Origin of the sequence: Periweissella cryptocerci, from assembly GCF_004358325.1 — a bacterium.
Classification (GTDB): domain Bacteria; phylum Bacillota; class Bacilli; order Lactobacillales; family Lactobacillaceae; genus Periweissella; species Periweissella cryptocerci.
Window position 1 is genome coordinate 2,350,697 of record NZ_CP037940.1, and the last position, 25,506, is coordinate 2,376,202.

Consider the following 25,506-nt stretch of genomic DNA (forward strand, 5'->3'; position numbering starts at 1 on the left):
ATAAATTTTTTAATAATATTTACAATTATCAAAAACCCCAACTACTACCTTTTGAAGGAGTAATTGGGGTTTTATTTTTAAATTTTTTATATTAGCTTATTGAGCTAAGTAGCCACCATCAACTACAAATTCTGAACCAGTTGCAAATTTTGATTCTTCTGATGCAAGGTAGACACAGATGTGGGCGATATCTGAAGGTTCGCCGATGTGTCCCATTGGTGTTTGAGTACGTTGTGATTGGGCTTCTTCAGCACCTGGAAGGGCATCAACAAGTGGAGTCTTGATGTAACCAGGGTGAACAGTGTTACAACGAACTTCTAAGTCGTTCAAGGCACAGTGCAAGGCAACTGACTTAGACATAATCCGTACGCCACCCTTAGATGCATTGTAAGCAGCCAAGCTAGGATCACCAACGAAACCTTCGATTGATGACATGTTGATGATTGAAGCACCACCATTGTTCTTCATTTCTTGAACACCGTACTTAGTACCCAAGAATACACCATCCATGTTAACTGACATCAATGCGCGGTATTCTTCAAAAGTAGTATCTTCGATATTCTTACCAAGGGCGACACCAGCATTGTTAACAACAACGTTAGCAGTACCGAACCATTCCTTAGTTTGCTTGAACAAATCAATCCAGCCTTGCTCATCTGAAGCATCATGTTGTACGAAACGAGCAACTGATTCGTCACCAATTTCCTTAAGCGCTTCTTCACCAACAGCTTGGCGACGACCAGTGATAACCACCTTAGCACCTTGCTTTACGAATTCTTGAGCAACGCCCAAGCCAATTCCGAGTGTTCCACCAGTAACAATTGCAACTTTTCCTTCTAAACGTCCAGTCATGTAATAAATTCCTCCAAAATAGATAGTGTGTTTTAAAATTTGTGTTACTTACACCTTAACAGATATTTTTGGAAGCGTTTCCATATTCACGCAAAAACTACACAAACTTTGCGTTTTATTCACAAATCGAGCGGTGATTAGTTATAGATATAAGTCTTGGGTGATAGATAAACTAAGTATTTATAATATATTATGACAATCTTGTATCAGAACGAGCTAAACAATTGTCGTGTCGCGATGAGGGTGCTACACTACAAAGATACATTTATTTTATTTAGCATTTATTGGAGGGTTATATGGATTATCCACTTATGACACGTCTCGTGGCAGAATTTTTCGGGACAATGTTACTTGTATTGTTAGGTAATGGGGCGGTTGCTAACGTTGACCTAGCGAATACTAAAGGCCACCACGGTGGTTGGATTTTGATTGGTTTAGGTTATGGGATTGGGGTTATGGTACCAGCCATGATGTTCTCAACTATTTCTGGGAGCCAAATCAATCCGGCATTTACAATTGGTTTAGCAGTTTCTGGGATGTTCCCATGGAATGAAGTGTTGCCATATATCACGGCACAAATGCTTGGGGCTATGGTTGGTCAACTATTAGTGGTTGCAGCGTACAAGCCATACTATGACAAAACGACTGATACTTTAGCAGTGTTGGGAACTTTTGCCACTACTGATGCGGCCAAGAGTCACTTTAATGGTTTCGTTAATGAATTTATCGGAACCTTTGTCTTGGTCTTTGGTGCCTTAGGGATGACTGCTGACAAGATTGACGCGCGAGTTGATTCAGTTGCTTTAGGATTCTTAGTTATGACTTTGGTCATCTCACTTGGTGGCCCAACTGGTCCTGGTTTGAACCCCGCTCGTGACTTAGGTCCTCGGATTGTGCACTCATTGTTCCCTTTGAAACATAAAGAAGATTCACACTGGCACTATGCATTAGTCCCAGTGGTTGCACCAATCCTTGGTGGTATTTTAGCTACTGAACTTTGGAAATTGTTTTTCATTAAATAAGCACAGTTATTAAAAAGGCGCCATTTCTCATTAATTTAGAGAAATGGTGCCTTTTGTGTATGCTGAGTCAAATTATTACCGAATTTTTTCATAAATCGGAATTAGGGTACGCAGCGTTTCAAGTAGAAGCGTGTTTAACTGTTCAGTTCCAATGAGTGCATCGGTGCGCTTGATTACACGGCCAACAAGCAATTCGCTATGTTTACGTGTGGCAAAAAGGGTTAACAGGTGCTCAAGGTTGGTGGGATTGAGTGGGACAATCGTTTCTTCCATGTGGTTCCCAGTAATTTGAAAGTCTGACGGAAGTGCCGTTATATCGGCAGAAATTGCCTGCATTTTTTGAACTAATTCGGGAGTTTTTGCTTTAGCGTCTTCAAGGACGGCTAAATAGATAAAAATACAATCGTGCCACATGCCTAGTTGAAAGTGGGGCATCATTTTGTAACCACGCTTATTGGGGGCAATCCCCATCCATGTGACATCTGGTGGGTAAACAGTACGCCGAGCGTGTTTAGCTACATGGGCATACCAATCCTGTTGGCCGGTATTTAAGAGCGTAACGGCTTGGACCCCAAACTCGCTAAATTTAGGATCAATCACCGCCCGAATTTTACTTAAGCGTCCAGCTAAAGTTGGGTCAGTAAAAACGTCAAAATCACTATCAATAAACATAATTTAATAATATCCTTTCTTAAGCATAAGCTATTTTCGTTAATCATATCAAAAATTGGGGGAAGATGGTTATAAAAAGGTAGCAAAAAGCACACTAATTATTCATATTTTCGCCACCAATTAGGTCATTTTATTTGCGATGATAAAGGAATTGAAGCGTAATTAGATTACAATGTGATTAAGTTTACACAATTTCTTGTGAACCGCTGAGAAAACCTTGTCGAATGGTAATATTTTGCCTATACTTAAGGTCGGTATTTAAAAGTTAACCGTGCCCAAAATTAAGGCGTTGTGGCACGAAATGAAAATGGAGTATATCAATGGATAACGTATTAGAACTTAGTCAAATTTGGGCGATTATTCGTAAACATTTGGCACTGATTATTAGTTTAGGAATTTTACTAGCAGTGGTGGCATTTGGTGTCGCACAATTTGGGTTAACCCCTAAGTACGCTGCTCAGGCGCAATTATTAGTTAACCGGAAAGCTGAGGCAAATAATCAAGGCGCTACAACGATGGATCAACAAGCGGATGTTAACATGATTAACACATATAAAGATATCATCACGAGCCCCGTGATTTTGACCGATGCGCAACAAGCCATTTCAAATCCTGATGGTAAAATGATTAAACCAGCTGTTAAGGCAAAGTATAAAACTGTTAAGGGGAAGAAAGTGCTGGTCCAACCAGGAACCCCAGCAGTGACGGAGCCAACTGCTAAGCCTTATGATGTGTCGGTTGGCGAAATGCAAAGCGATATTACAATTACGAACCAACAAAACTCACAAGTCTTTGCCATTAACGTAACGACAACTGACCCAGATAAGGCAGTGGCAATTGCAAATGGCGTGGCCAAAATATTTAAAGAAAAAATTAGCCAAATCATGTCAATCAACAACGTGACAATTGTCTCTGAAGCAACCCCAAATCCTAATCGGGTATCACCAAATGTGAAGCTGATTGCAGCTGCAGGGGTGGTATTAGGATTGTTTATTGGGTTAGCAATTGCCTTCTTACGTGAATTAACGGATAAGACAGTTAAAGACTTGAGCTTCTTAACTGATGAACTTGGTATGACTAACTTGGGTGTTGTTAATTACGTGAACGAAATGAAAACTGATCCACGACCAAGTAAACAAGTTGCTGAAGACGATACTACCAGCGAAAAGCGGATCTAATGGGTGAAAAAATGGCTAATAAATTAATAAATAAGATTTTCAAAAAAACAGATCTGATACATGAAACCCAAGAAAATGGGGCCAAGCTCATTACGGTTGCCGAACCAAAGGCAGTCGCATCAGAACAATATCGGACAGTGCGGACTAACCTTGGTTTTACATCAGTGAATGTTGAAAACTTTAAGGTCGTGATGTTCACATCTGCCAATTTAGGGGATGGGAAATCAACAGTCTCAGCAAACGTAGCAGTTACTTGGGCCCAAGAAGGTAAAAAAGTATTGATTATTGATGGCGATTTACGTCGATCAACAATTCACATGACTTTTGATACGGATAATTTGAAGGGTTTAACCAACTATTTGGCCGCTGAAGATGCTGACATCAAAGACTACGTTAAACAAACGTTTGTGGCTAATCTGTCAGTGTTGACAGCTGGTCCAGTCCCACCAAATCCGGCTGATATGTTGAATTCACAACGAATGAGTCAGTTGATTGAACAATTACGGGATATGTATGATGTGATTGTGTTAGATGTGCCACCAATGCTTGCTGTGACTGATGCTCAAGTGTTAGGTGAAAATGTTGATGGCGTGGTTGTGGTGATTTCATCAAACCGGACGGAAAAATCAGCTGTGCAACGCACAAAGGAAATGTTAGAACTTTCAAAGGCTAACATTTTGGGCTTTGTCTTGTTAGATACGGATAGCGGTCATCGCCACGGTTATGGATATGGTTACGGCTATGGCTACGGTTACGGCTATGGTTCTGAAAAGTAAAAAATACAAAAAAGGTCCTCGGAATTAATTATTCCGAAGACCTTTTTTGATATCACAAGTGGATTTATGAATTGTTATGTTATTTGTTCTTTTTTGCGTATTTTTCGCGTAACATCCGCGCAACGTCAGTCTTACTCTTGTTAGCTTTATCCATTACGAATTCATCGTTAGCGGTTTTGTTAACTTTATCAAGTTTGTTAGTGAATGTATTGCCATTCATTTTGGCTTTTGAATTGTGTAATACACCGGTATTGACGTTTTGTGATTTTTTCATTGAGTTGGTCATGTTGTAGCTCCTTCTTAATTACGATCTAAATTAGTTAAAGTGAATTCGGTTAATGACTTGTTGAATTTCTTACCATTGGCTTTGAATTCGATACTTGCAGCATTATCAGCTAAAACAGCTTGTAAAATCTTGCGTGTATCATCTAACCGCTTGGCACGGTGACGCGTGTGGACAATTACTTCAGGAATATCCGTGAAGTTTTGGGTACCACCGGTGCTATTATTTTTTAAAGTTAATGAAAACATTGTTGTTCCTCCAAATTAATTGCATAAAAATCTATGTATTTACCAATACGCTATCCTAGAGTGTACCATAAAAATAGTGCAGCGCGTTAACCTCACGCGTATTTATGCGAAGATGACGGTATTTATGAATTTTATAAGCGATATAATTATTTCATGCTACGAAACTTCTACTAGAAAACTGCACAAATAATTCATTGTGTTTAAAGGTAGTAATCGTTAAACTTAATTTTGTTCTGTTTACCCCCTATACAATATTAAAAGAGGTATGAATATATGGATGTATCTGCACAAGCAACGGCACGGACAAAACCAAACCTTGGTAAGTTCGTGGTAGACGTTTTAAATGGTGAAAGTTTAGGTATTGTAATCACGCTAATTCCAGCGGCGTTGATTAGTTCATTATTGAAATTATTCGGGGATGCTCAATGGGCAACCCAAGCTGGATTTATGGTCAGTTTAGCACAGAGTTTATTGCCGGTTGTGAGCGCGTTTGCAGTAGCGGCGATTTTAAAACTAGCAGTGATTGATGCAGCCTCGATTGCGCTGGCAGCGTTCGTTTCAGCCGGGGTAGTAACGCAAACCCCTAATGGTATGGTAATTGGTGGAACCGGGGTGATTTTAAACATTTTATTGGTAATCTTTGTGGCAACCGGAATGACTATTGCCATAAAAAATAGTTTTGGTCATTTTAAAATGTTAATCCAACCATTGCTCGTAATTATCGTGGCTGGTGGCTTTGGTTTACTCACACTTGCACCGATGGCGGCGGTGCAAACCATCGTTGGCCAAATGGTAACTACTGCGACAGCATTAACGCCAATTGTGATGGGAATTGTCTTAGGCGCAGCATTTGCGTTCTTGATTCTCTCGCCACTGTCATCTGTTGGGATTGCAACGGCAATTGGGTTAGCTGGAATTGGTTCTGGTGCGGCGAATGCCGGGATTGTCGTTGCTGCATTCACCTTGGCTGCAATGGGTAGTAGCGTTAATCCAATTGGTGCAAGCTTGGCAACGTTCCTTGGTTCACCTAAAGTCCAAATGGCTAATCTATTGACGAAACCTAAGCTGTTCATTGCGCCATTGATTGGTGCCGGTATTATGGGTGGCGTGGCGACACTCTTCAACATTGAAGGAACGGCCTACTCAGCTGGATTTGGATTTGCCGGGTTGATTGGACCAATCACTGCCTATACAACGGCCGGTGGAGGTACACAAGCCCTGATAAGCATTGTCTTAGTCTTTGGTATCTTACCAGTTGCCTTAGCATGTGCTTTGAAATATGTGTTTATTAATAAATTAGGATTAATTAAGCCGGAAGATTTAAAGATAACATTAGAATAAAATATTATGCGATGAGAAGTGAGGGAAAGGCAGTTTCGGCCTTTTGTTCCACGTTAATGAAGCTTATTTCCGGGTTGGAACGATTTTCGTTCCAGCCCTTTTTCAATACAGCTGATTAAGAACATTTCACGTGAAATAAGACAAATCTGTGAAATTCGGTCATAACATTTTGGCGAGTTTAATGAAAATGATAAAATGGAAGTAATAAAAAATATTGTTAAACTAAATAACTACGACCAGGGGGAAATAAAAATGCCTATTGAATTAGCAGATGCACAAGATGCATACAAAGACGCAGGTGAACAAATTTTATTTACAACGTTGATGTTGAAACGTGAGGATCGCGCAGCAGAATTAGAAGCAATTCAAAACTTTGCGGATCGTTTTCCATCAATTATTAATAGTATGAATATTCGGGCGCAAAAAGCAGATTTACGTGTGGCATTTGGTTTTAGCAGCGACGCTTGGGACTATTTATTTCCAACTGCTAATAAACCGGCAGAACTTGAAACGTTCACAGATTTAACGGGGCCTGATCATACGATGCCGGGTACACCAGGAGATTTGTTTTTTCATGTGCGGGCACATGATGAAGCGGTGGTGTATGAGGTAATGTCACAATTTATGACATTTTTACGCGCAGTTACGACGGTTGTTGATGAAACTAAAGGCTTCCGTTATTTTGAGGGCCGGGCAATTATTGGTTTTATTGATGGTACTGAAAATCCAGATGGTTCACAATCCGCCGAGTATGGTCTGATTGGGGATGAAGATCGAGAATTTATCAACGGGTCATATGCCTTTGCGCAACAATATGTCCATGACATGGAAACTTGGAATGCCTTCAAAGTCGAAATGCAAGAAAAGTATATTGGGCGCCAAAAGATGAATGACTTAGAGCTTGAAGATGAAGAAAAAGATCCGCGCGCGCATAACGTGGTGGCGAAACTCGAAGTTGATGGTGAGGAGCAAAAAATTGTCCGGATGAATGTACCATTCGCTGATGCGGCGGCTGGCACAGCTGGGACATATTTCATTGCGTATATGCGGCATTATTGGATTGTTAAACAAATGCTTACGCGGATGGTTGAACAAAATGACCGACTACTGGATTTCTCAGAGGTTACAACTGGGACTGCTTTTTTCATCCCATCAAAATCAGTGTTAGCCCGTATTGCTGATGGAGATTTATAATAATGGCGGATAAATACGAATGGCGTAAACGTGAAGCAGATATTTATTGGTTGAAAGCAACGCCAACAATCACCCAACTACCGGCACAAAAATTCATTATGCTGCAAGGAAGCGGGAATCCAAATGATAATCCCGTTTTTGCAGCACAAGTTGCGGCGTTATATGCTGTGAGTTATGCAATTAAAATGGCACCCAAAAAAGGAATTGAATTTCCGGGAGCCTATGATTACACTGTTTATCCGTTAGAGGCCGTATGGAGTTATGCTTCTGAGACACAAGGAAAAACTAAAGTAACCCTGACTAAGGATGACTTTAGTTATACACTAATGATGAAACAACCCGATTTTGTTGATGAGGCCGTGTTCGCTCAAGGGTTAGCTTTGGCAACTAAAAAGATTTCACCCGAGTTAGCTGAACAAATGAGTTTTACAAAGATTGACGAAGGATTGGTTGCACAAGTTTTACACACGGGAACATTTGATAGTGAGGCAGCGACATTTGCCAAATTAGATTTGTGGTTAGCTGATAATGGCTATGAACGGACGAGTTTTACGCACAAGGAAATCTATTTATCTGATCCTAAACGTGTGGCGGCCGATAAACAAAAAACGATTTTACGAGTCAATGTCATCCGTAAATGAGGCCCCATCAATCGATGCGCTAAGTTCAACTATCTTGATATTTTGAGACGTATCATGTGCTATTTATTTAAAATGGAATTATAATCATTTGAAATAACCGATAGGGGGCTTGGCAAAATTAAAAAACAAGCAGTTTTAGATATAACTAACATGCACTGTCCGCGGTGCGGTGGTGATATTCACCAAAAAGGCAACAAGTACATCTGTGATGCAAAGTGCACAGAATTTAGCATTGTGGCGGCGATTGACCTACCCGCAAGTGAATTATCACGGAGCCGGGTTTTATATCTAAATATCAAATGGTGGTTAGCACATCACAAGGCGGCTTTAGTTTTGGGTTGTGTCGCATTATATGCGGTTAAGTTTGAAGTTGTCGCGTTGATAATGAATGAGTTACATCATGTAATGAATTAGGTTACCCAAAATATTTAAGCACATTAGTAGACCCGATTCCTTCATAATAGGTGGAATCGGGTCTACTTTTTTTGCGAAACTACACGGATTATTACCCGCGGTTGTCGTCGCAATATGTCTTAATGCAAATCTTTTTATGACAATTCAGCAATTAAGCGTGAAATTGCTGAAGGCTGATAACCGCAAAACATTTGTTGCTTTTCGCCTTCACCAGCAATTACAATCGGTGCTTGTACCATGCCAAGTTCACGGAAACGAGCCCAGTGATGCGGATTTTCGTCCAAGCTAATTTCTTCAAAAGTGACATCATTTGCCCGCAATAGTTCTTTTGTAGCGTTACAACCATCACACGTATTTTTAGTATAAAGTTTCATCATAGTTTAGCACCTCCATAATTCTATTATAGTGGGTAAGTACGAATAAATTGTGACTTGCGTGTAAATGTGCCTAGAAGATATTAGCTGGGGAAGATTGTTCGCACGTACTTGGTGTGGAAAATGATATTCATGGTAAAATTAGAAGACGCAATGCGTAAAGTTAAGATGTTAAGTGATTAAAAACTAGTGGAGCAATTAAATGAAATTTAACAAGAAAAAATTAAAACACAATCAATCAGTTGCGCAACAATTAAAGCAACCACGGATTAAACGGACATTTGCCCAACAGATTGCCTACAAACGGTATCGTGATGAGCAAATTAAAAATGGTGAACCATATGATAAGACAAAATTTGGCGTCGTTGTCCAAAATCATAGTTATTTGAGTAAATAACAGCGAGAAAGGTCGTGGGCTTAAATGGAAATGACAGTTAATGAAGCTGCGAGTTTATTGGCAAGACAGCACCAGTATTTTCAAACACAAGTGACTAAGCCGTTAGCTTTTCGGGTTGAACAATTACGAAAATTAAAAGCGGGATTAAAAAAATATGAAGCACAATTTATTGAAGCTTTGAACCAAGATTTAGGTAAATGTGAAAATGAATCATATATGACGGAAATTGGTTTGAGTTACCACAGTATTGATATTATGCTTAAACAACTAAAAAAATGGATGAAGCCCCATAAAGTGGTAACACCTGTTGTGAATTTTCCGGCGAAAAGCTACATCGTTCGGGAACCTTACGGGAGTGCCTTGATTATTGGACCATACAATTACCCATATCAATTGTTATTTGAACCATTAATCGGAGCAATTGCGGCAGGGAATACAGCGGTCTTAAAGCCATCAGAAATCTCCGCTAATTTTTCACGGGTGGCAGCAACCATGATTCATGAAATATTTACCGATGAATTTATTGCGGTTGTTGAAGGCGCAGTTGCGACGAATACGGCATTACTAGCGCAACCGTTCGACTATATCTTTTTCACCGGTTCAGTCCCAGTCGGTAAAATTGTGATGGCAGCGGCTAGCAAACATTTGACGCCAGTTACATTGGAGTTGGGTGGAAAAAGCCCCGTAATAGTTGATGAAACGGCTAATTTAAAAGTGGCCGCTGAACGGATTATTTGGGGGAAGACAATTAATTCGGGCCAAACGTGTATTGCTCCTGATTATCTAATGGTCCATCAGGATGTTAAAGCGCAGTTAATTACCGAGATGAAATTAGCACTGAAAACATTTTATGGCGATGATATTGAGCAAAGTAAGAGTTTTGCGCGGATGATTAGTGATAAGCAGTTTAACCGTGTAACTAGCTTACTAGATGATTCATCAACACATATTGTGGCAGGTGGTAAAAGAAATGCGGTAACTCGCTATATTGAACCAACTCTAGCCGAAGTTGACGATTTTTCTGCGGCATTAATGCAGGATGAAATTTTCGGACCGGTATTGCCGATTGTGACTTTTACTAGTTTAGCAGATGCAATTACCCAAATTAAGACATTACCAAAACCACTGGCGTTATATGTCTTCACAGAAAATAAAAAAAGTGCAGACCAAGTTTTGCATGAAATTTCATCTGGTGGGGCATGTGTGAATAACACGATTATGCATATTACTAATCCTAATTTACCATTTGGTGGTGTTGGTCCAGCTGGTATCGGAAATTATCATGGTGAACACAGTTTTAATACATTCAGTCATGAACGGGGAGTTTTGAAGAGCTCGACTAAATTCCCAATTCGATTGATTTTCCCACCATATAATTTAAAGCAGTTAAAAATAGTGAAGTGGATTTATAAATAGGCTAGCTGTGCTTGTTGCTAGCTGGATTGATTAGTATACTGGAATCAATAAAACTTTCGAAAGTGGGGGGCGTATGCAAACAGCACAAGAAGTATTAAAAACTGTTTATGGTTATGACGATTTCCGTGAGGGCCAAGCTGATATTATCAACGCTGTGTTAGCTGGTAAACGAACACTTGGAATCATGCCAACTGGTGGTGGGAAATCAATCACTTATCAAATTCCAGCATTGATGTTGGACGGAATTACGATGGTTGTTTCACCACTAATTTCCTTGATGAAGAATCAAGTTGATGAATTGGTGACGGCGGGAATTAGTGCGACGATGATTAATAGTTCGCTGACAACCGCGGAGTATCAAGAACGGATTGATGGGTTAGAACATGAAGCGTACAAGCTTTTTTTTGTGGCACCAGAACGGTTAGATGATCCGTATTTTTATCAGTTAATTCAACGGTTACCATTGGATTTGGTCGTGATTGATGAAGTCCACGTCTTATCACAGTGGGGGCATGATTTTCGGCCTAGTTATTTACGGGCGGTTGCCGCAATTGATAATTTAGCTAATTTGCCAAACGTGATGGCGCTGACTGCGACCGCGACAGAACGGGTGCAAGCGGATTTGGAACGAATTTTGCACATTGAAGCGACCGTTAAAACCGGTTTTGCCCGGGCGAATTTAGCGATTAAGATTGAAAAAGGCCTGTCTAATTCGGAAAAACAACGTTTCATCGTCGATTATGTTGCGGAGCATCAAGAAGATGTCGGTATTATTTATGCGGGAACGCGGAAAAAAGTCGATGAACTTGCAGCAATTCTAAAGGCGCGTGGGATTAAAGCGGGACGTTATCATGCTGGGATGGGTGATGCGGAACGGGAACAAGCGCAAAATGATTTCTTGTATGATGAACTAGATGTTATCGTAGCAACAAATGCGTTTGGGATGGGAATTAATAAAACCAATGTCCGTTACGTTATCCACTTGACGATGCCTGGCAGTATCGAAAGCTATTATCAAGAAATTGGCCGTGCCGGTCGTGATGGTTTACCAAGTGAATCAATTTTGCTTTACTCATCAGCCGATATTCGGTTACAACGTTTCTTTATTGATAATAGTGATAACCAAGAACCAGAATATCGCCAAAATGAACTTACTAAGTTACGCGAAATGACTAACTTTGCCTCAACCGCAATGTGTCTACAACGTTATATTATTCAGTATTTCGGGCAAGACATGGAAAACTGTGGCAAGTGTAGTAATTGTACTGATACGCGTGAACTTGTGGATATGACCGAAGCGGCGCAAAAAGTCATGAGTAACATTATCCGGATGAACAGCAAAACTAACGGAACATACAGTCGGACACAAGTCGTGAATGTGTTACGTGGCCGTTTACCAGAAAATATGGCTTGGACACATTTTGATGAGTTGCCAACCTATGGCTTGATGGATCGTTGGACATTGAAAAACTTGAATGCATTTGTCGATTCCTTAGTAGCTGATGGGTATTTAAATGTGGCTGGTGAATTCAATGGTTTACAGGTATCAACAACTGGTGCCGATGTCTTGAAGGGGGAACAGACCGTCATGCAGCGTGAACAACGCAAGGTATCTGGAACTAGTAATCCTCGGGTTAAGACTGAAGCGGGTGGACCAATGTTTGAAAAACTCCGTGAATTACGTTTAGAAATTGCGCGTGAAAAAGGCATTCCACCGTTCATGGTTTTCTCTGATCAGGTACTAATGAATTTAGTTCGTGCGCACCCGACAACACTAAATGAACTCCTCGATGTTAGTGGTATTGGTGAAAAGAAAGCCGATCAGTACGGCGGCGAATTTTTGGCAGTTTTGAATGAAGAGCTTTAATAAATGAAAAAAGACGCAATTTCGACCTTATATTCAAATAAGGAGAAAGCGCGTCTTTTTAGTAGCTCTATTTTGGCTGGCGTGGGATTGAATAAAATTGGCCACTATGTGCCAGTAACTACCGGTACTCCGTTAGTTTGGAATAATGTAAATAGCGAAAAATAGTTATCAATCACAGGCTGCAGTAGCATGAAAAAACATTGACAATAAAGCCTCAGTAATTCAACGATTGAAAAGAAAAGAAAAGAAAAGAAAAGAAAAGAAAAGAAAAGGAAAGGAAAGGAAAGAAAAGAAACGATAATACTACGTTAGAAAAAATGTAGCCACTTTTGTACCACGTTAATACGCCTGATTTCTACCTTACTACGATAAGGAGAAATCAGGCGTATTTTGTAGGCTGGACAAGTTATGTCCTAACCTCGCGTTTTAATGTAGGACATTATTATGTATCATGCTTAAATTAGTGCAAAATAAAAGACCCGCATTCACAGGAATGGGGTCAGTCTAACTTAGCCTTCTGGAATCCCGTAGGATCAGATGGCGGGGTTAATCGGGTAAAGTAAGTATACCACACGCAAATCGTAAGTGGTACGTATTTTTGCTAGTGATTTTTCGTAAGCGGTACGGTAAAATAACACTAATATTATAGAAACGAAGTGAGGTTTATCATGGCCGCAGTTAACATTAATCCAAAAGTTGATGAGTTTGTCGCAAATACAAAAGTTTGGCAAGCTGAAATAATTAAATTACGCCAGCTACTATTAGCTTCAGAATTACAAGAAGACTACAAGTGGCGAAAGCCAACGTACTCATACAATGAACAAAATCTATTTGGTATCTTACCATTGAAGAATCACCTATCACTGCTGTTCATGAAGGGGTCAGTACTTGATGATCCAGCTGGTCTACTAATCCAGCCAACTGAAGATTCACAAGTACAACGCCAAATGCGTTTTACAAGCTTGGATGACTTGCTTGCAAAAGAAGGTACAGTGGTCGCGTACATCGCGGCCGCAGTTGCCGCAGAAAAAGCTGGTATCCAACCAGTCTATGCAGAACCTAAAGCGATTCCAACACCATTGGAATTACAAACGATGTTAGATGATAATGACGAGCTACACACGGCTTTTGATCGATTGACACCTGGTCGCCAAAAAGCTTACAAGCGGTATTTTGGGGATGCAAAGCAGTCAGCAACACGGGTTGCGCGAATTGAAAAATTCATTCCCAAAATTTTAGCGGGAAAAGGATTAGCAGATTAAGTAAAAACAATTACACTGTAAACGCTTACATGGTATTATATATCTTGTAAGGAAGAACCATAAGAATCCGATACCAGATAATCGTTTAGTAGTTGTGAGTGATTGTGGCCGGGTTTGCTGGAGGTTTGCTCTCGACTAATACCAGGTAGATTACCAAGTTAGCGACAACTAATCGCAGTTAGATTAGCATGAAGCACAGGATGTTTTCGGTGCATAAAGTTATTAGCCAGGCAAAGTAGTTTCGTAAGACTTGTGGGTGTCCATGTCCCATGCTTTGATCAAGCGGAAACGCCAACAGTTTTAATGAAGTCCATTTCTCGGGTAAGTAAACGTTGAATTGGCGTGATTCTTCCGTTAAATAAAAGTAGCCCCGCTCGCGAGAGTTAGGGGCCTTTTATTTTGGAAAATTGGTAAGGGTTACTAAATTGGATAGTAATGAGAAGGCATTGAGTTGGTAAAGCAACTTAGTGCCTTTTTTATTGCAGACTGGCATGATACGCTACACATATACCATCGATAATAGTGATAAATTAATTATCAAAATAATAATAAACAAAAATATAGTTAAGCAACTTTTGTTTGTTTTCACTAAAGTTATGCAATTTTTGTTGTTTAACTCGACGAGTGGTGGTAGTATCATATCATCGAGAAATATTAAGAAGGCAAGTCATGGAAGTCAAAAAAGAAGATGCACGCGTACGCAAAACGAAGCAAGCTATTGTGAGTGCGTTGAATACGCTATTGGAAACAAAAAATATTACTGAAATTTCAGTACAAGAAATTTCAAGTGTGGCTGGAATTAATAAAACAACTTTCTATAATTACTACACTGATGTGAATAAATTAGTAAAAACGATTGAAGATCAGGTTTACGCAGACATTGTGGTGTATGTTGATCAAGTTCAAGCGACTGATCCAATTGAAATTATGGCATCAATGTTTGAGTATTTTGATGAAAATGCTGATTATGTGACGCTACTGTTTAAAAGTCAGGCGACCATTTCATCTGACAATCGGCTACAAAATTTATTTGAACAAGAATTTGAAGCTGAGTGGATGACGTTGATGCCGGGTGTTGACAAAATGGAGGCCGAATATCAAATCTACTTTGCGATTTCAGGTTTCATTGGAATTGCTAAAAAGTGGATTCTAGCTGGACGCCCAGGAAGCGTTAAAAAGGTTACGAAATTGGCGGAAACCATCATTCTACGCGGGATGAATACGGTGACGGTAACGCCTGATAATAAAAAATTGCGAGATGCTCAGCATAAACTGGCAAAGTTAGAGGAAGCCAAAGCAAAGCAACTAGCAGAATTTGATCGAAAAAAAGCTGAAATTATGATTGATTTGGGTACAGAATAAGGGTGCAATTTTAAGGCGTTGTTGAAAAGAGATATATTAGGAGAATTTTGAAATGAGTTTATTTAAAGCCGAGTGGAAAAACATTTGGAATAATAAGATGATGCGCGTGGTGCTAATTGTTATTGCCACGATTCCACTACTTTATGGGAGCCTGTTTTTAGCATCAATGTGGGATCCATACGCGAAGGTTAATCATTTACCAGTTGCGATAGTCAATCAAGATCAACCAGTTACACAAGATAGGAAAAAACTTGCGGTTGGGGATGACTTGGTTGAAAATTTGAAGAAGTCAAAAAACATGGATTTCCACTATGTTAATAAGGCCAAAGCAAACAAAGAAATCAAAAGTGGTAAGTATTATATGATTGTTACAATTCCACATGACTTTTCTAAAAATGCCACCACGTTAGCTGATAAGCAACCTAAAAAGATGAAGTTAGATTATACAACGACATCAGGTTACAACTATATTGCTATGAAGATTAGTACAGCGGCTGTGACTGAAATGAAGGCCAAGCTCAATAAAGAAATTATTGATTCATATAGTAAGACGATTTACGCTGCTTTGGGTAGTGCCGGCAAAGGAATGGGCAAGGCAGCTAACGGGGCTGATAAGCTGACGAGTAACCTTGGTACTGCCAAAAACGGTGCTGGGAAGTTAGTCGATGGGACTAAGAGCTTGGGCACCGGAGTGAAGAAGTACACCAATGGGGTTCAAACGTTTGTCGCAGGTACTGACAAGTATGCCGATGGAACGAACAAGCTTGCCACTGGGGTTCAAAAATTAAATGATGGCACGCAAACTTTGAAGCAAGGGGCTAAACCACTTGCTAATGGCGTTAACAAATTAGCTACTGGATCAGATAATCTGGCTACCGGTGAAAAGCAATACGTGGCTGGAACGAATAAACTTGCGAATGGTGTTTCAAAATTGAATGCTGGGACTCAAAAGTTGCAAAAGGGAACAGGATCACTTTCTAGTGGTGTTGCTAAATTAAGTGCAGGTTCGGCAAATCTTGCAGACGGTGTTTCACAATATGTCGCTGGTACAAATAGTATGATTAGTGGTGTTCAGAAATTGAACGATGGTGCTACTGAAGTGAAAACAAAGACTGCGTCATTACCAACTGATGCAGCGAACTTGTCTGATGGAGCAAACCAAGTTGCTGCTGGTGTGACGCAAGTATCATCTCAAATGTCTGATGTTGCAAAGCAATTAGCCGCAATTGCGAGTTCTTCGACTGATCCAAAAACACAAGCTGCATTACAAAAAGTGTTGGCGGCAATGACTTCACCTGATAACCAACAACAAATGTCTGCATTGGCTGCTGGTTCAACTCAAATGGTGAATGGCGCTACTGCATTAAAGGAAAATGTACCAGGTTTAACAGCAGGACTTAACAAAATAATAGACGGTGCTACTGAAGCCAATAAGGGTAGCGATGCGCTAAAAACCAATGGTGTTGATTTAAAGCAAGGGGCTAATAATCTAGAATCCGGTGCTGCTGAATTAAACGCTAAAGTGCCAGACTTAACAAGTGGCATCAACGATTTAGCGACCGGTGCAAAACAAGCCAACGCGGGTGGACAACAACTCCAATCAAACGGGAGTGCACTCGTGTCTGGTGCAAATCAACTTAACAACGGCTTAGGCCAACTTAAAGGGAATGTGCCAACCTTGACGGGTGGTATTAACCAACTAGCAAATGGAGCATCACAAGCCGCTAATGGGGCAACCCAATTACAAGCTAAAACTGGTGATTTAGAGAACGGTGGTCATCAATTAACAGCTAACTCAGGTACACTTAACAATGGTGTCGGTCAATTAGGTGATGGTGTCGGTACTTTGGACAACGGGCTTGGCAAGCTTGGGGATGGTAGTGATACGTTAGCAACGGCATTACATGATGGTGCTAACAAGATTAGCGCTAATAAGCCAAATGCAAAAACATATCTCCAATTTAGTGAACCAGTAATTACCCATCACCATGAAGATACGCCAGTACCAAACAATGGGACTGGGATGGCACCATATATGATCTCAATCGGTTTATGGGTTGGTAGTTTGGCCTTTATGATGATGTATAGTTTGAGCACCACCGCACTCTTACCTAAGAATGCGTGGGAATGGTTGAAGACAAAATACTCAGTCATCGGATTTGTCGGTATTTTACAAGGGCTCTTTATCTTCTTAGGCTTACAAAAGTTCCTTGGCTTACAAATTATGCACCCTGTGCAAACGATATTCCTTATCTGGGCAGCATCATTTGCGTTCATGAGTATCATCGGATTCCTGATTACCGGTCTTGGGCGAGTCGGAAATTTCTTTGCCTTACTAATGCTGATTATTCAAATAAGTTCAGCTGGTGGGACATATCCACTGCAAATTACTGGTGGGATTTTCCCTAAGATTAGTCCCTTCCTCCCAATCACACATGCGGTGTTTGGTTTACGGGAATCAATTTCGATAGGGCACCCAATTTATGGGCAAATGGCTATCTTAATTGGTTTTGGGTTAGTATTTACTTTCTTCAATTACTTAGTACTTCACCGCAAACAACACACAGTGATGAAACTCGCAATGAAGGAAGCATAGTAAAAAAATTGAAAAGCTTGAACATCACAACTTGGTGTTCAAGCTTTTTTTTGCGCCAATGTAAACAAAAGGGGCTCTATTCCGTCTGACGTGGGATTGAATAAAATTGGCCACTGTGTGCCAGTAAATTACTTGGCGCACCACGCTGGAAGCACATTGCCAAGCCGAAGTGCGGTCTTGGCAAACTCGGATAAGCTGGGACTCTACGGGAATAAATTCCCTAGACTCCTCATCTCATCCTCAGCGGCGACATGCGTTTCACACATATCGCCCCAGTCGCGGTGTAAAGGCTGCGCCCGCCAAGCAATTTACCGGCACTTCGTTGGTTAGTAATAATTCTCAAACTAGCGAAAAATAATTGCCAACCACAGACTGCAGTAGCAAAAAAAACACTTACAAAGGAGCTTCAGTAATTGGATGATTGAAAAGTACAGAAACTACAATCCCACGATAGAAAAATATAGCCACAAAAGCAACGCATAGTTCACGGTCGTTAGTTAAAGCCTTATTATTTTGCTATTTCTAGGACGCCATCACCAAAATCTTCATATTTATATGAGAAGATTATCATTATAATAATTAAAAATTAATGGGGGACTGCGTAATGAGACAACAATTATATAAACGGATTGGTCAAAAAATATTGAAGTGGATGATTTCGTTTGGGACGGCACCAGTTACCCCGAGTTTAGTCAGTTCTGAGTTAGTACACCGCCAACAAGCTCAGCTAGCCCGGCAGAACCATGTGTATACAGTTGGCGAAATTAATGATTTGTAAAAAAATCCGCGGTATCTGATATTTGGTGCTATAATATTGGTGTTCCGGATAGTCTAGGCGAGTTGACTTTAATTTAAGTTAATTCGTTTTTTTCTTTAAAAATATAACAAGCATCAATGGAATTGTTATGTAATGAACTTGATTGTTACACTGATAACGACGATTTTTCTTAATGAAAACCCTTACTTTAAAATGAATTCGGTTACATAAAAATTTATGATTGTGTTAGTTTGTGAAGGAAGATACAATGATAAAAAAGAAGAATGAAAGTAAGGTATTTGAAAGATGTGGGAACAAGAAAGCACAGCAGCAAAGCACAAGTTAGTTGGAATTGGATTTATGTTTTGGGCAGTTATCCTGTCAATTTTTGTCGCTGCGACAAGAACTATCTTTGATTCATCACTATTCACGGATGCTTTGGGCGTATTGTTAGTCATCGCTTTGGTTAGTGCGGTTATTTCATTTGTACGTATGAGTCGGGTTGCTTAATTAACATAAAATTTTTTATAAGCATAAGTGCCAGCACTTAAATTAGTTTGAGCAATTATATCGAAATACAAAAGTTTTTTTGCCAATTGGACCTAGGATCGCTTGTCTTGGTTGGAAAGTTTTTGTTGCACGTTAATAAGCCTGTTTCCTGCCTTACGGGGAGGGGAATAAGGTTTATTTTTTCGGATTGGATGAAGTTAAGTCCGACCGTCTTTAAATGTCGAGTGCAAGCATTTATAATTAATAAAATGTGCTATGATATTTGGGTAGCACTAATTACTTAAAAAAAGAAAAACTGACTGATAGCCGCATACTGGCTGAAATGGTATGCGGTTTTTTGCTGTTTTAGTTTATCTTTTTATGGCTCTATACTTTTTACTGTTGGTGGAGAAATCCGTCAGCAGTTTTTTATGTTCTTCGCGAGGGTGGAGCAAAGCGACAGATGAGCCTAGAATAGATAATTATGTACAAAACAAAAAGGACATATTATGTCCATTCACCACGTTCCAACCGACAAAAATCAAAAAGTATGCGAGGTTATTTATTATGTCCCAAGACAATTGTATCTTACGTGAGTTAAATTTAAAAGATAAAAACATCCATTTTACCGACAATGAAGCAGGAGAATGGAACTATTTTGATTATCGTGGTCGCGGAGACAAGCGACATAAATGCTTAATTTATACCGCTAATTTAACCTATTCCGTTAGCCGATGCAGTGACCTGTGGTCGTGATTGCGTCGAGCACTGGGGTGGACTTCAACCGAGATGCGACTCACTGGCACGAGCTTGTGATGTGCGCTTAGCGCTGCGTAAACAACGTTTTCACTGTAAGATTGTGGTAATACATTTACAGCAGCGTCATCCGACTTCGAAAGAACTGCCAAAATTTCCACGAAACACGAAAGTAATCGTAAAACAGAATCTAAACGAGATATGATGACAAGAAAAACTGTAGCTAAGCACTTCATATCTCACCTTAATTCTGTACAACGAATCGAATATGACGCAAATATTACGAAGGCGGACAATACAAGTATCAATACAATTTAAAAACAACAATTACCCGAAGCTATTTCCATGATGAGTTCCGCTCAGCCAATGATCAGTTTAGCTTTATTTGGTGTGATGCCACTTCAATCAAGCAATTTGAAGTACTGCCCAATCGACTAACCAAAACAATCAAACAATATTTTCTTGGATTTTCACTAGCTAATCGGAAGCGTGTTAAGCACGTTGTCATGGATATGAACGCTCAATACGCCAGTTTCATTAAGTTCTTATTTCCGAACGCAGAAATCATTATCGACGGCTTCCATATCGCTCAGCGTATCGGTAACGCCTTGGATAGTGTTCGTAAGAACATTCAAAAACGCATTGATGATAAACAAAATAATCGAGCCTATAAAATCATGAAGAGTCAATGGAAAATCTTCCACATGATGTATGAGGATCTCGAAAAAACGAAACCTTATTACATGCGTGGAATTAATGAATATCTAACACAAGAACAAGCGATTGGCATCGTCTTCGACGAATATCCTGAATTTGGTCAGGTTTGGACTGCATATCAGGAAATTATGAAAGCAATGCATAACAAAGATTTATCAGGTTTCGAAGACATCATCACTCATTACACGATTATGGGAAACGATATGGACAGCGCAATTTCGACTTTCGCCAAGAATTATAAGGGAATTCAAAACAGCATCACCTCGAAACTATCAAATGGAACGCGTTGAAGGTATGAACCACAAATCAAACCAGCTTAAACGTAACTCGTGTGTTACAAAAATATGGCTCACTTACTCTGGCGAATCCGTCAAGATTTTTAGAATGTCCCAATCTCCATTTATTTGGCTCATATGTCACTCCGTTCCATCCTCGCAAAATAAACAAAAAAGGAACCAGAATCCATTAAGATTCTAGTTCCAAAATAGTCCTACCAACAGAATTTGACACAGAGCCCTTTTTATTAAGCAGGAGCAATCTAGGTATCCAAAATTTAGGGAAACAAGGAGAAATTATTTTGATTTTTATGTTAATGTTATTGGGTTTGTTAGCTGGGATTATTTTGGCCAATCAAAATCCAGTTAATGCATTTTTGCGAACGTACATTGGATCACCATCTCGAACATCGTTGATTTCATTTACGGTGGGAGTTATTTTTTTAGCAATTATTTTAGTATGTACAGGAGTACCATTACTGCCAACTGGCGCTGAAATGGCGCATACACCAGTTTGGATGTGGCTTGGTGGTGGGTTAGCCGCGATTTATTTGACGACATTTATTTTGTTGTTTCCAAAAATTGGCGCGATTCAGACAGCCATTTTACCAATATTAGGACAAGTCCTAATGGGAACGGCGATTGATACATTTGGGTTGTTTGGTAATAAAGTTATTCAACTAACTGGGCAACGTATTTTGGGGATAATTATTTTATTATTTGGAATCTTTATTGCCGTTGTGTGGGCTAACTACCAACGCTCAGACAAAAAACTAAGCGGCAAACAAGTAACTAAGCAAGGCGGGCTTGGTTTAAATATTTGGCGGGTATGGGCAGTTATTGCAGGGGTACTTTCAGCCATGCAACAAGCGATTAACGGTCAATTAGGTATTGCGCTTAGCAGCCCTGTAAAAGCCACTTTCGTCTCGTTCTCATTATCATGGGTAGTGTTAATTTTCATTGTTTTGGTGATGGATCACCGGATTATGCCTAAGGTAATTGAGGTGAAAAACATGCCATGGTGGGGATGGCTTGGTGGTATCCTTGGAGCACTGTTTGTTTTGCTAACTGTGATTTTGGTACCAAAAATTGGTGCAGGGTTAACAGTGACCACGATTTTAGTTGGTCAACTTGGTGGCTCAATCGTCGTGGCTCAATGGGGACTGTGGCACTCACCAATTGCCCCAGTTAAGCGTCTCCAAATTATTGGGATACTGGTTATGCTAGTTGGTGTTTTAGTAATTAAAGGAATAATTTGACCGACTCATTTTATCACATGTTAATAAGCTGGATTTCTACCTTACACGATAAGGAGAAATCCGGCTTATTTTGCTGGGTGGACAAATTTTGTCCACCTTTTTGTTTGTGCAGACAAATTTGGACATTTACATAAAATGCCAATCTAATGACATTGATTAACACTATCTTATTGAATGACGTTTTACTAAAATGCACAAATTCACAAAAAAGTCACACGTTTGAAGTTTTTGCGTTGACGACGCTTTCACAGAACATCGGGACTGCATTTTTGGGGACAAGCGAGTACATTGTAGTTATCGAAATATTTATCAGTTGATTTTAAGGCGAATAATTATGGATGGATTTTCAATTAAAATACGTATCTATCGAAAAATATGATAAAGACTCCATTGTATTTAGGAAGACTGCTATTTTTGTACAATAAATCCCGAACAACGTGCGTTAAATTGTTGAAGCCGTAGCAGATATGGAGGCGGGCTAGTAGATGATAAAAATAAGAATTTTACTTGTTATCATTTTTTTGCTAGTTGGCGTGTGCGCAATTCAAATGGCCAATGAGGTGCTAGCTGATAAACAAGGCGAGGTAATTTATTTGGCCGAAAAACGGGCAGACAAGGTTGCTGCTGATGTTAGTGAGGTGGTGGATGGCTATAAAGGAATTGATTTTTTTCTAGGTGAAACTGATGAACAAGTTATCAAAGTAAACGGTAAGCCAAAATGGGCCCACGAGTATCTGAATGGTGCCTATGCCCTACGATACGAGATTAAGGACACAGATACACACGGGAAGTCAGAGTTGCTAACAATTCATTTTATTGAAGTGAAACACAGTCACCATGATGAATATCAAGTTACCGGTGCAGTTGTTGAAAATTAATCATCTAGTATTAGTAAGCAACTTGTGCAAAAAACAAAAGAAAGAAGTGGATGAGCAGATGAATTTATTAAAAAAAGTTATGACGTTGGTTACAGACAACAAATATTATGATTGGACGACTAAATATCAAGCAACCAATGGGATTGTGATTACGAAGCAACCTCAAAAGCGCCACCATGCAGTGTGTTTGCAAGCCAGTCACCAGCTGTGGGCGATTGCAAATGAACCCACCAATGATTTACCAGCTTATATGGGTTTAACTGAAATGCAACAATGGCTTAATGAACGCGGATTAATAATCGTCTCAGAACATCCAACGCATTGGTGGGCTGGAATGGTACATAGTCTAAATAACGGCGATGTTGCCCAAGCGCATGAACTATGTAATATTCTAGAATATTTAAATTTAACGAAACCATAGGAGGGCACGCCAATGTTTATCACGATGGGAATTTTAGATGTAATTGGTTTTGGATTGTTCATTGCGGCCACGAATGATCGTAATAATGATCAAATCAAGCGACGTAAGCCACACACGGCAAGTGAAATTGCGAGTCGGCTACAACATTATCAAAATGATAATTGTGTGATGGCGAGCCGGCAGGTGTGGAAAATTGCAATGATGCCCAAGGAGCCCCTGACGCCTAATATGAGTTTAGAAATGATGGCTGATTGGTTGAGTGAACATGGGATGACTATCACGGATCCACATCCTAAAAGTTGGTGGACAAGTCTGGTAATGCATCTTAACAACGGGCAGGTCGAAGAACCCCATCGTTTATTAAATATTTTGGAATATATGCACGAAACAGCTACGCCTGATTAATTGTTATTTGAATTTACGAGTAGAAAATGGTGTTTTACCTGTAAAATAGTACAACATTTGCTAGGCGTAACTAAATTATTTTTGACGTTAATAGTGGGTGGGACATAACTTGTCTAGCCCACAAAATAAGCCTGATTTCTCCTTATCACAAGGTAGAAATCAGGCTTATTGACGTGCGACTAAAGGCTTCCGGGCGTGACTAGGTGCAAGAAGACACTAAAAGGTGGGTAGGGTACTTAATAGTGCCTACTTGTTGAAAGGGATGGTTGCATTGATAATTACTCCAGTAAGTTTTACTAGTAAGAACTTAAATTTTAGTGGAAATGGGGTTACGGAAAAGGATTGTGAAGGTGTAGGCAATGAAGCGAATAAGGGGTAGAAATGGAATGATGATTGAAGAGAGTACTAAAATCCAACCAATTAAGCCAGCGATGACATTATGGGCATTAGCGATTAGTGCATTTGGGATTGGATCAACAGAGTTTATTAGCGTGGGATTATTACCACTGATTGTGCAAGATTTGCATGTTTCATTGAGTAGTGCGAGCCTAACAGTATCGCTATACGCACTTGGAGTAACGATTGGTGCGCCCATTTTAACGGCATTAACATCAAAGTGGGAACGTAAACGAGTATTATTATTTGATATGACGATCTTTTTAGTGGGTAATTTATTAGCGGCGATTGCGCCGAATTTTGCATTTTTGTTAGTGGGACGAATTGTGGCGGCTTTAGCACATGGGGTATTCATGTCAATCGCTGCCGTAATAGCGGCGGATGTTGTTGCACCAGCTAAACGGGCTAGTGCGATTGCGCTGATGTTTACGGGCTTAACGGTCGCAACAATTACCGGGGTTCCCATTGGTACATTCATTGGCCAACACACGACTTGGCGAATGTCATTTGTGTTTATTTTGGTGATTGGCTTGATTGCGCTGTTGGGTAATATTCTATTAGTGCCCAACAATTTAGCAAAGAGCACCGCAATTTCGTTGCGTGATATTGGCAAGGTGTTGACCAATTTGCGCTTGTTATTAATTTTATTGATTACAGCTTTAGGGTATGGGGGAACTTTTGTCGTATATACGTACGTTGCCCCAATTCTAGAAAAATTTATGGGATATTCGCCAAGCCAAATAGTATTAATTTTAATTGGCTATGGTGGCGCAGTGGCAATTGGAAACATGGTTGGTGGGCGCTTAGCTAATCACCGGTCGCTGCGGGCACTGTTATATATGTTCATTGGTTTAGCATTTAGTATTTTAGGTATATTTTTCTTTATCCACCAACCAATTTTGGGATTAGGCGCAATTTTATTGATGGGGTTGTTTGCATTTATGAATGTACCGGGGTTACAATTATTAGCCGTTAAGTTAGCGGAAAAATATCTGCCGGCAGCAACTTCAATGGCTTCGGCGTTAAATATCTCGGCATTTAATATTGGAATTACCATGGGAGCATTTGTCGGTGGTAAGGTGACCGCACGCGGTGGACTAGCTTTGACGCCGATTTTTGGTTTTGTTATGGTTATGGCAGCGGTGGGAATTAAATTTGCTTGGTTAATGAAAGATAAAGTTGTGCGCGAACTTTAATTTTGTAGGACACTTAGCCAAGCCATAATAGATTAGCTGTTGAGTTGACGCGAAATTTAAAG

The 25,506-nt window shown here is 39.9% G+C and carries 26 protein-coding genes; 21 read left to right on the forward strand and 5 right to left on the reverse strand.

Annotation, left to right across the window (positions count from 1 at the left end; translation table 11 throughout):
• Positions 1-96: 96 nt before the first annotated feature.
• Complete coding sequence (locus tag EQG49_RS10380) at positions 97-852, reverse strand: NADP-dependent (R)-specific alcohol dehydrogenase (protein WP_133363896.1); 756 nt, start codon at positions 850-852, stop codon at positions 97-99.
• Positions 853-1,148: 296 nt separating this feature from the next.
• Between EQG49_RS10380 and EQG49_RS10385 the strand changes: the two genes are divergently transcribed.
• Positions 1,149-1,874: an MIP/aquaporin family protein gene (locus EQG49_RS10385; RefSeq protein WP_133363897.1), complete on the forward strand. Its 726-nt coding sequence runs from the start codon at positions 1,149-1,151 to the stop codon at positions 1,872-1,874.
• Positions 1,875-1,949: 75 nt separating this feature from the next.
• Here the strand turns inward: EQG49_RS10385 and EQG49_RS10390 are convergent, their stop codons facing one another.
• A complete protein-coding gene (locus tag EQG49_RS10390; RefSeq protein ID WP_133363898.1) occupies positions 1,950-2,546 on the reverse strand; it encodes a DUF1054 family protein in 597 nt (198 codons plus the stop codon).
• Positions 2,547-2,866: 320 nt separating this feature from the next.
• Here EQG49_RS10390 and EQG49_RS10395 point away from each other — a divergent pair, with 320 nt between their 5' ends.
• Positions 2,867-3,724 carry a YveK family protein gene (locus tag EQG49_RS10395; RefSeq protein ID WP_133363899.1) on the forward strand — a complete coding sequence of 286 codons (858 nt, stop codon included), beginning with the start codon at positions 2,867-2,869 and terminating at the stop codon, positions 3,722-3,724.
• Between the two features lie 11 nt (positions 3,725-3,735).
• On the forward strand, positions 3,736-4,500 hold the full coding sequence (locus tag EQG49_RS10400) for a CpsD/CapB family tyrosine-protein kinase (RefSeq protein ID WP_133363900.1): 765 nt from the start codon (positions 3,736-3,738) through the stop codon (positions 4,498-4,500).
• A gap of 79 nt (positions 4,501-4,579) precedes the next feature.
• On the opposite strand, the gene EQG49_RS10405 is transcribed toward EQG49_RS10400, so the two are convergent.
• Both EQG49_RS10405 and EQG49_RS10410 read right to left on the reverse strand, forming a co-directional pair.
• On the reverse strand, positions 4,580-4,786 hold the full coding sequence (locus EQG49_RS10405) for a hypothetical protein (RefSeq protein ID WP_133363901.1): 207 nt from the start codon (positions 4,784-4,786) through the stop codon (positions 4,580-4,582).
• A 14-nt stretch (positions 4,787-4,800) separates the two neighbouring features.
• A complete protein-coding gene (locus EQG49_RS10410; RefSeq protein ID WP_133363902.1) occupies positions 4,801-5,031 on the reverse strand; it encodes a hypothetical protein in 231 nt (76 codons plus the stop codon).
• A gap of 273 nt (positions 5,032-5,304) precedes the next feature.
• Here EQG49_RS10410 and EQG49_RS10415 point away from each other — a divergent pair, with 273 nt between their 5' ends.
• The 3 genes from EQG49_RS10415 (at position 5,305) to EQG49_RS10425 (ending at position 8,207) form a co-directional block, all read left to right on the forward strand.
• The gene (locus tag EQG49_RS10415; protein WP_133363903.1) at positions 5,305-6,372 is read left to right on the forward strand and encodes a PTS sugar transporter subunit IIC; all 1,068 of its coding nucleotides are present in this window, start codon (positions 5,305-5,307) and stop codon (positions 6,370-6,372) included.
• Positions 6,373-6,624: 252 nt separating this feature from the next.
• The gene (locus EQG49_RS10420) at positions 6,625-7,566 is read left to right on the forward strand and encodes a Dyp-type peroxidase (RefSeq protein WP_133363904.1); all 942 of its coding nucleotides are present in this window, start codon (positions 6,625-6,627) and stop codon (positions 7,564-7,566) included.
• Between the two features lie 2 nt (positions 7,567-7,568).
• Positions 7,569-8,207: a GyrI-like domain-containing protein gene (locus tag EQG49_RS10425; RefSeq protein ID WP_133363905.1), complete on the forward strand. Its 639-nt coding sequence runs from the start codon at positions 7,569-7,571 to the stop codon at positions 8,205-8,207.
• A 548-nt stretch (positions 8,208-8,755) separates the two neighbouring features.
• Here EQG49_RS10425 and EQG49_RS10430 read toward each other — a convergent pair.
• Positions 8,756-8,998, reverse strand: a complete 243-nt coding sequence (locus EQG49_RS10430; RefSeq protein WP_133363906.1) for a glutaredoxin domain-containing protein — start codon at positions 8,996-8,998, stop codon at positions 8,756-8,758.
• 199 nt (positions 8,999-9,197) lie between these two features.
• Between EQG49_RS10430 and EQG49_RS10435 the strand changes: the two genes are divergently transcribed.
• From EQG49_RS10435 to EQG49_RS10495, 15 genes are all read left to right on the forward strand, one after another.
• The gene (locus EQG49_RS10435; RefSeq protein ID WP_133363907.1) at positions 9,198-9,392 is read left to right on the forward strand and encodes a hypothetical protein; all 195 of its coding nucleotides are present in this window, start codon (positions 9,198-9,200) and stop codon (positions 9,390-9,392) included.
• A gap of 24 nt (positions 9,393-9,416) precedes the next feature.
• Positions 9,417-10,808, forward strand: a complete 1,392-nt coding sequence (locus EQG49_RS10440) for an aldehyde dehydrogenase (protein WP_133363908.1) — start codon at positions 9,417-9,419, stop codon at positions 10,806-10,808.
• A 73-nt stretch (positions 10,809-10,881) separates the two neighbouring features.
• Entirely contained in the window at positions 10,882-12,675 is a 1,794-nt protein-coding gene (gene recQ / locus EQG49_RS10445) for a DNA helicase RecQ (RefSeq protein WP_133363909.1), read from the forward strand.
• A gap of 3 nt (positions 12,676-12,678) precedes the next feature.
• The gene (locus tag EQG49_RS13740) at positions 12,679-12,840 is read left to right on the forward strand and encodes a hypothetical protein (protein WP_165964870.1); all 162 of its coding nucleotides are present in this window, start codon (positions 12,679-12,681) and stop codon (positions 12,838-12,840) included.
• A 503-nt stretch (positions 12,841-13,343) separates the two neighbouring features.
• A complete protein-coding gene (locus tag EQG49_RS10450) occupies positions 13,344-13,937 on the forward strand; it encodes a YdeI/OmpD-associated family protein (protein WP_133363910.1) in 594 nt (197 codons plus the stop codon).
• A gap of 669 nt (positions 13,938-14,606) precedes the next feature.
• Positions 14,607-15,299: a TetR/AcrR family transcriptional regulator gene (locus tag EQG49_RS10455; RefSeq protein WP_133363911.1), complete on the forward strand. Its 693-nt coding sequence runs from the start codon at positions 14,607-14,609 to the stop codon at positions 15,297-15,299.
• Positions 15,300-15,351: 52 nt separating this feature from the next.
• Positions 15,352-17,895 (forward strand): YhgE/Pip domain-containing protein, encoded by a 2,544-nt coding sequence (locus tag EQG49_RS10460; protein ID WP_133363912.1) that lies wholly within the window; start codon positions 15,352-15,354, stop codon positions 17,893-17,895.
• 604 nt (positions 17,896-18,499) lie between these two features.
• Positions 18,500-18,673: a hypothetical protein gene (locus tag EQG49_RS13745; RefSeq protein WP_165964871.1), complete on the forward strand. Its 174-nt coding sequence runs from the start codon at positions 18,500-18,502 to the stop codon at positions 18,671-18,673.
• A gap of 285 nt (positions 18,674-18,958) precedes the next feature.
• Positions 18,959-19,162, forward strand: a complete 204-nt coding sequence (locus EQG49_RS10465; protein ID WP_133363913.1) for a hypothetical protein — start codon at positions 18,959-18,961, stop codon at positions 19,160-19,162.
• A 1,061-nt stretch (positions 19,163-20,223) separates the two neighbouring features.
• The gene (locus EQG49_RS10470; protein WP_133363914.1) at positions 20,224-20,904 is read left to right on the forward strand and encodes a transposase; all 681 of its coding nucleotides are present in this window, start codon (positions 20,224-20,226) and stop codon (positions 20,902-20,904) included.
• Between the two features lie 296 nt (positions 20,905-21,200).
• Positions 21,201-22,148 carry a DMT family transporter gene (locus tag EQG49_RS10475; RefSeq protein ID WP_133364578.1) on the forward strand — a complete coding sequence of 316 codons (948 nt, stop codon included), beginning with the start codon at positions 21,201-21,203 and terminating at the stop codon, positions 22,146-22,148.
• Between the two features lie 485 nt (positions 22,149-22,633).
• Positions 22,634-23,026, forward strand: a complete 393-nt coding sequence (locus EQG49_RS10480; RefSeq protein WP_133363915.1) for a hypothetical protein — start codon at positions 22,634-22,636, stop codon at positions 23,024-23,026.
• A gap of 58 nt (positions 23,027-23,084) precedes the next feature.
• The gene (locus EQG49_RS10485) at positions 23,085-23,447 is read left to right on the forward strand and encodes a hypothetical protein (RefSeq protein ID WP_133363916.1); all 363 of its coding nucleotides are present in this window, start codon (positions 23,085-23,087) and stop codon (positions 23,445-23,447) included.
• Between the two features lie 12 nt (positions 23,448-23,459).
• Positions 23,460-23,852 carry a hypothetical protein gene (locus EQG49_RS10490; protein ID WP_133363917.1) on the forward strand — a complete coding sequence of 131 codons (393 nt, stop codon included), beginning with the start codon at positions 23,460-23,462 and terminating at the stop codon, positions 23,850-23,852.
• Positions 23,853-24,238: 386 nt separating this feature from the next.
• A complete protein-coding gene (locus tag EQG49_RS10495; RefSeq protein WP_243115706.1) occupies positions 24,239-25,444 on the forward strand; it encodes an MFS transporter in 1,206 nt (401 codons plus the stop codon).
• Positions 25,445-25,506: the final 62 nt, after the last annotated feature.